The sequence below is a fragment of the Methylobacterium sp. WL18 genome (assembly GCF_008040015.1).
In the GTDB taxonomy this organism is placed as follows: Bacteria; Pseudomonadota; Alphaproteobacteria; order Rhizobiales; family Beijerinckiaceae; genus Methylobacterium; species Methylobacterium mesophilicum.
This window is the reverse complement of sequence record NZ_VRVD01000266.1, coordinates 1-6,353: the sequence shown is the minus strand read 5'-3', so window position 1 is coordinate 6,353 and position 6,353 is coordinate 1. Positions and strand designations below refer to the sequence as shown.

At 69.9% G+C, this 6,353-nt stretch carries 7 protein-coding genes and 1 pseudogene; 3 read left to right on the top strand and 5 right to left on the bottom strand.

Going from position 1 to position 6,353, the window contains the following annotated elements; all coding sequences use genetic code 11:
* Positions 1 to 330 precede the first annotated feature (330 nt).
* Entirely contained in the window at positions 331 to 1,788 is a 1,458-nt protein-coding gene (locus FV228_RS17745; RefSeq protein WP_147855840.1) for a murein L,D-transpeptidase family protein, read from the top strand.
* Between the two features lie 43 nt (positions 1,789 to 1,831).
* Here FV228_RS17745 and FV228_RS17740 read toward each other — a convergent pair whose 3' ends face one another.
* On the bottom strand, positions 1,832 to 2,005 hold the full coding sequence (locus FV228_RS17740) for a YqaE/Pmp3 family membrane protein (protein WP_147855839.1): 174 nt from the start codon (positions 2,003 to 2,005) through the stop codon (positions 1,832 to 1,834).
* Between the two features lie 173 nt (positions 2,006 to 2,178).
* Between FV228_RS17740 and FV228_RS17735 the strand changes: the two genes are divergently transcribed.
* Both FV228_RS17735 and FV228_RS17730 read left to right on the top strand, forming a co-directional pair.
* Complete coding sequence (locus tag FV228_RS17735; protein ID WP_147855838.1) at positions 2,179 to 2,466, top strand: type II toxin-antitoxin system RelE/ParE family toxin; 288 nt, start codon at positions 2,179 to 2,181, stop codon at positions 2,464 to 2,466.
* Between the two features lie 4 nt (positions 2,467 to 2,470).
* A complete protein-coding gene (locus tag FV228_RS17730) occupies positions 2,471 to 2,755 on the top strand; it encodes a HigA family addiction module antitoxin (RefSeq protein ID WP_147855837.1) in 285 nt (94 codons plus the stop codon).
* A gap of 374 nt (positions 2,756 to 3,129) precedes the next feature.
* Here the strand turns inward: FV228_RS17730 and FV228_RS17725 are convergent, their stop codons facing one another.
* The 4 genes and pseudogenes from FV228_RS17725 to FV228_RS17710 all read right to left on the bottom strand — a co-directional run.
* Complete coding sequence (locus FV228_RS17725) at positions 3,130 to 4,716, bottom strand: c-type cytochrome (protein WP_147855836.1); 1,587 nt, start codon at positions 4,714 to 4,716, stop codon at positions 3,130 to 3,132.
* Between the two features lie 22 nt (positions 4,717 to 4,738).
* The gene (locus tag FV228_RS17720) at positions 4,739 to 5,086 is read right to left on the bottom strand and encodes a hypothetical protein (RefSeq protein ID WP_147855835.1); all 348 of its coding nucleotides are present in this window, start codon (positions 5,084 to 5,086) and stop codon (positions 4,739 to 4,741) included.
* Positions 5,086 to 5,589, bottom strand: coding sequence for a TspO/MBR family protein (locus FV228_RS17715; RefSeq protein WP_147855834.1), 504 nt, complete (start codon positions 5,587 to 5,589; stop codon positions 5,086 to 5,088). The genes FV228_RS17720 and FV228_RS17715 overlap by 1 nt, the downstream gene beginning before the upstream one ends.
* Positions 5,586 to 6,353 (bottom strand): annotated as a pseudogene (locus tag FV228_RS17710) (geranylgeranyl diphosphate reductase); the annotation flags it as partial. The gene FV228_RS17715 and the pseudogene FV228_RS17710, both read right to left, overlap by 4 nt.

The following is a 6,353-nucleotide window of genomic DNA, read 5'->3' as shown; positions in this document are numbered from 1 at the left end:
GGAGAGGGGAGCGCCGTTTCCGGAAAGGGCGCGACGGGCGCGAGATCCTGAACCGTCGCGCTGCCCCTCTCCCGACCCGGCCTGACGGCCGGCCCACCCTCCCCCGCAGAGGGGGGAGGGGCGCGCGCATGTTCGTCGCAGCCCTCATCCCCATCCCGCGAAGACGTGTGCACAGCTATCGTATCCACCGCTCACAGCCGTGCAGTGTTGCACCCCGGTCCTTGCGGTAACGAAGGTGCAAGCTTAACGAGCCTATTGGGTTGGGGAGTGGCGCCCGATGTCGGCTATCAAAAGGCCGCCGGGCGCAGACTGAAGACGACGAGGTTCCCCATGACGGCGCGTCTCGCGACTGCGCGACTGCTGGCGGCGGCGTCCCTGCTGGCCCTCGCGCTGGCCGGCTGCCAGGACGGCTCCGGGATCAACGGCCCGAGCGCGCGCAGCATCGCGCCGATCGCCCCCCAGACGCTCGCCCTGATGCAGACCAAGGGCATGCAGCAATCCGACCCGATCCTGATCCGCGCCTACAAGAAGGAAGCGGAGATGGAGGTGTGGAAGCGCGGCGGCGACGGCCGCTACGCGCTGCTGAAGACCTACCCGATCTGCCGCTGGTCCGGCCAGCTCGGGCCGAAGGTCCGCGAGGGCGACCGGCAGGCCCCGGAGGGGTTCTACACGATCACCCCGGGCCTGATGAACCCGAACTCGTCGTACTACCTCTCGTTCGACACCGGCTTCCCGAATGCCGTCGACCGGGCCAACGGGCGCACCGGCAAGTACCTGATGGTCCACGGCACCTGCTCGTCGGCGGGCTGCTTCGCCATGACCGACGCGACCATCGCGGAGATCTACGCGGTGGCCCGGGAGGCGTTCATCGGCGGCCAGCGCAGCTTCCAGTTCCAGTCCTACCCGTTCCGGATGACGGCCCAGAACATGGCCAAGTTCCGCAACGACCCGAACATGCCGTTCTGGCAGAACCTCAAGGAGGGCTCGGATTACTTCGAGGCCCTGCGCGAGGAGCCGAAGGTCGGCCAGTGCGGGACCAAATACGTGTTCGGCGGCTCGGACGCGGCGGCCGGCGCGTGCAAGCCGCGGGTCGACCCCGTCGTGGCCGAGAAGCGCGAGCACGACGAGCGCGAGGTGGCCGAGCTGGTCGCCAAGGGCACGCCGGCCGTGCGCGTGGTCTACCAGGACGGCGGCCAGAACCCGGTGTTCCGGCCGCCGGCCAACACCAGCGCCTTCGCGAGCCTCGGCGGCACCGAGACGGTGCTGCCCTACGACGCCAAGGAGTTCGGCCGGCACAATCTCGGCGACGTCAGCCGCCCCGAGACCCTGGCGGCCGGGCCGCAGGAGATCGAGATCGACCCGAAGGTGCAGCCGACGATGATGGCCGCGGCCGTGCCGGCGAAGGCGACTGCGAAGGCCGGACGGGGACAGAAGCCCGCCGCCACCACGCTGATGGCCAACCGCACCGATCCGGATCTCCGAGTCGAGACCACCGCGTCGGTCGGCCAGAAGCCCGCCCGGATCGCCGTGGCCGACGCGGATGGCGATCCGAGCAGCTACCAGAAGCTGATGGGCTCGCTGTTCGACAAAGAGAAGCCGACCCCCGCCACCCCGGCGGTGGACGCGACGGTCGTGCCCGAGCCGGTCAAGCTCGCGCACGCGGCCGAGCCGCTCGCCCCCAAGGCGGCGGCCAAGCCGCACGCGGTGAAGACCGCGAAGGTGGAGCCGAAGGCCGATCCGAAGCTCGTCCTGCGCAAGGGCGAGCCGGAGGCCAAGGCCAAGCCGTAGCGGCTACGGCCAAGCCGTAGCGGTCACGGCCCCGCCGTAGCGATCAGAGCAGCGGCCGGTCGCGGTTCATCAGCCACAGGGCGTGGACCGTGCCGGGCAGCCAGAAGATCAGCCACAGCAGGATGTTCAGCAGGAACTGCAGGCCGAAGCCCGTGGTGACGAGCACCGCCACCGGCGGGATGAAGATCGCGAGCAGGATTCGGACGAGGCTGGACACGGGAACTCCGAGTTGTGAGGTCGCGGCACAAACGACGCGCGGCCGTGTCCGTTCCCGTTGCGGGTACCACCGTGCGGCTCAGGCCGCCCTTCGTCATCGCGAGCGGTCGAACCGGAACCGTTGCGCGACTCCGCCGGCTCTGATACGTTTTACGTACAACGTAGCGCGCGGCGATGATTCAGAGTTTCGCGGACAAGGATACGGAGGCGCTCCACCTCCGCGACGTCTGTCACCGGCAGTGGCGCGCCTTCAAGGCCGTCGCCGTCCGCAAGCTGGACATGATCGACGCGGCCGCCGCGTTGGGCGACCTGCGTTCCCCGCCCGGCAACCAGCTCGAGAAGCTGAGCGGTAACCGCGACGGACAATGGAGCATCCGCATCAACGACCAGTGGCGCATCTGCTTCACATGGGGCGACGCCGGACCCGAGACCGTCGAGATCGTGGATTACCATAGAGGATAACCCCATGCCCCGCCTGCGCACGCATCCCGGTGAGGTTCTCCGCGAGGAGTTCATGGCGCCGCACGGACTGAGCGCCAATCGCCTCGCCGCCGAACTCGATGTCCCGCCCAACAGGCTCAGCGAGATCGTCCGCGAACGCCGCGGCGTGACCGCCGATACCGCGCTGCGCCTGAGCATCCGGTTCGGGACGACACCCCAGTTCTGGCTCAACCTTCAGACCGCGCACGACCTCTCGCACGCGGAGGCCGAGACCGACCTTTCGAAGGTGCGGCCCTACGAACCGGCCTGAGCGCCTCTTTCACGCTTGGCGCGATGGGACGGACGGGAACCACCGGCTGAAGGTGGCCGAGGCGGCGGCGTTCGCCCTCCGACCCGTCAGGGACATGAGCCACAACGGACTTCCGCCACCCGTGCCGTCATTCCGGGGCCGCGCAGCGGAGCCCGGAAACCAGAAACGCTGCCCCTGCAAGGCTTGGCACATCAGCGGGTCTGGATCCCGGGCTCCGCTGCGCGGCCCCGGGATGAGGGTGCGTGACGGTATGCGTCGAGCCTTCGCCCGAAGAACGAGATCAGGCTTTTCCTGCCGGGGGAACCGAAAATCCGAACCCCTGAGGCCCGTCGCTGCACGGACGGGGAGGGCACGTCCCGCCCCCCCAAAAAACCTCAGTTCTTCGCCGGCGGCGTGGTCGCGCCGGGGACGGCCGCCGCCTGCTTCTCCGGGTTCTTCACCTGGCTGTAGGCGACGTTGGCGAAGGTGCCGATCACCGCGGGCCAACTCGGGCTGGCGTATTGCGGATCGTCGCGGCCGACCTTGCAGAAGGCCGTGGTGAGGGCGTTGACCACGTCGTCGTCGGAGGCGCCGGTGTCGGCCGCCTTGATCTGCGGCACCACCCGGACCAGCGTCGGCACGAAGTCCTGCTGCTTGAGGCCGGTGAGCGTCGCCGCGACGCCGACCTTGTCGAAGGCGGCCTTCAGCGTGTCCTGCTCGATCTCGGCGCAGGGGGCGGTGCCGGCCAGCATGGTCTTGGTGGCGGCCCGGGCCTCGGAGGCCTTGTCGCCGGTCACCGGCGGCGCCTTGTTGCCCCAGGAGTTGCGGATGTAGTCGGTGACGTTCCGGACCTCGACGTCGGTCATCTGCTGGCCGATCGCCACCATCGGGGCGAGCCCGCTCTGGGCGGCAAGACCGCCGTAGATCACCCGCAGCACCGTCTCGGGGCCTTCGGACTGGACGGAGGTGTTGCCGGCCAGCGCCGGCACCGCGCCCTCGATGCCCTTGCCGTTGGGCTGGTGGCAGGAGGAGCAGTAGGTCAGGTAGGTGGAGGCGCCCGGGGCGTCGGCGGTGTCGAAGGCGGTGAGGTCCTTGGGCTTGTAGGTCTGCTTGGCCGGGACCGTGCGCAGGTAGGCGACCATCGCCTTCAGGTCCTCCTCCTTCACCTTGGAGAGGGATTCCATGATGGTCTGGCGCATCGGGCCGGCGGCGACGCCGGGGCGGTCGCCCGGGGCGGTGCCGGTCTTGAGGTAGGTCACCACCTGCTCGTCGGTCCAGGCGCCGATGCCCTGGTGGCCGTCCGGGGTGATGTTGGGGGCGTACCAGCCGTCGATGACGCCGCCGCCGAAGCGGCCGGCGAAGCTCGAATTGCCCACGAGCTTGTTCTCGTTGTGGCACATGGCGCAGTGGCCGAGCCCCTCCACCAGGTAGGCGCCGCGGTTCACCTCGGCGCTGGCGCTCGGGTCGGGCTTGAACCGCTCCTCCGTGAAGAACGCGGTCCGCCACGTCACCAGCGCGGTGCGGACGTTGAACGGGAAGGGGATCTGGTTCTCTTTACGCTTCTCGCTCACCGGCGGGAGCGATTGCAGGTAGGCCCAGATGGCCTGCGTGTCCTCGTCGGTGACCTTGGTGTACCAGCCGAACGGGAAGGCCGGATACAGGTAGCCGACATGCTTGCTGTAGCCCTGGCGGAACGACTTCTCGAAGTCGGCGTAGGAGTAGTCGCCGAGCCCGGTCTCCTTGTCGGGGGTCAGGTTGGGGGTCATGATCACCCCGAACGGCATGTTGAGCGCGTAGTTGCCGGCCAGGAACTTGCCGCCCGGGGCGGTGTGGCAGGCGGCGCAGTCGCCCATGGTGACGAGGTACTTGCCGCGCTCCACCGGATCGGAGGCGTCCTGCGCCAGGGCCGGGGCGGCGAGCAGCAGGCCCGCAAGGATGGGGGCCGCGCCACGGGCCGGCGAGAGGGCGTTCCTGCGCTGCATGGCGACCTCTCCCGAGCCGTCTTTATAGGTTTTCCAGGGTGCTGCGCGTGAACGCGGCGCTCTGCGGCGTTGTTCCTGGCTGCGGCCGGGTGCGGCGATGCGCCGTGCCGCCCCGCCGGAACCGAAGACCGAGGTCGGCAAGGTGGGCCAGGAGGCCCGCCAGCATCCAGCCGGCGACCGTCGGCCAGCCGGATCCGGTAAGCGCGGCCCGGAGCGCCAGCATCAGCGCCGCACCGGAACAGAGGTTGGCGAGCAGCGGCGCCGGGGCCATCCCGCGGCGCCGCGCGAACCAGGCGAGCAGCAGCGCCTCGGCGGCGACCAGCCCCAGGATGATGTCGACGATCCGCCCCGAGGCGAACAGCGCCTCCATCAGGCGAGCCCCCGGAACGGCGCGTTGAGCCGCACGATCCGCAGGTTGAGGCAGGCGGCGACGCTGACCCAGGCGAGATAGGGCAGGTTCATCAGCCCGGCCGCGATCGAGACCCGGCCGGTGACCAGCACCAGCACGGCGATCGACAGCCACAGGGCCGCGACCTCGGCCAGCGCCCAGTCGGGCCGGCGGAACCGGAAGAACAGCACGCTCCAGGCGATGTTGAGCACGCCGTTCACCGCGTAGGCGGCGACCAGCAGCAGCCGGGCGGTGGGATTGGGATCGCGGTTCCAGACCATCACGGCGGCGATGGTGGTGAGCAGGAAGATCGTGGTCCAGACCGGCCCGAACGCCCAGTCCGGCGGCTTCCAGGACGGGAACCGCAGGTGCCGGTACCAGCCATCCGTCTTGGTCGCGACCCCGCCGGCGACCGCGACCAGGATCGCCACCACGGCCGCCACCACAGGCGGGCCCCAGCTCCGATCGAGCCCCAGAAAAGTCACGGGGAGACCCAGCGGAACAGGTGGGCGAGGTCCTTGAAGAAGATCCGCGCGTGGGCGGCGGGCTTGGCCCGGACCAGCTCCTTGTTCATGTAGCTGTCCCAGGTGAGCTGCTGGACGTCCTTGTCCCGGCAGATCGACACGAACCGCTCGCGCAGGCCGTCGCTGCGGTACCAGACCCACTGCATCATCCCGAGGATCCAGAACACGCGGCCGTGCAGCTTCATGAACTGTTTGCGCGCGCCCGCGAGCGCCCGGACGTCGCCGGTGGCTAGGAAGGCTTTCGCCGCCTCGGCCGAGAGCTGGCCGCCCAGCATCGCGTAGTAGATGCCCTCGCCGGAGGCCGGGGCGACGACCCCGGCGGCATCGCCCGCCAGCAGCACGTCGCGGCCGTTGTCCCAGCGCTTGAGCGGCTTCAGCGGCAGCGGCGCGCCCTCCCGGCGGATCGTCTCGGCGCCGTCGAGGCCGGTGGCGACGCGCAGGGCCCGGATCGAGGAGCGCAGGGAAAAGCCCTTCTTCGCGCTGCCGGTGCCAATGCTGGCGGTCTCCCCGTGCGGAAAGATCCAGCTGTAGAAGTCCGGCGAGTGCCGGCCCTGATAGTAGACGTCGCAGCGGGCGGCATCGACGGCGCCACCCCCCGGCGCATCGGGGGCCGGCACCCGGACGATCTCGTGATAGGCGAAGACCTGCTTCATCTTGTCGTGGCCGGGCACCTCGGCCTTGCCCACCGGCGAGCAGGCCCCGTCGGCGCCGATCACCAGCCGCGC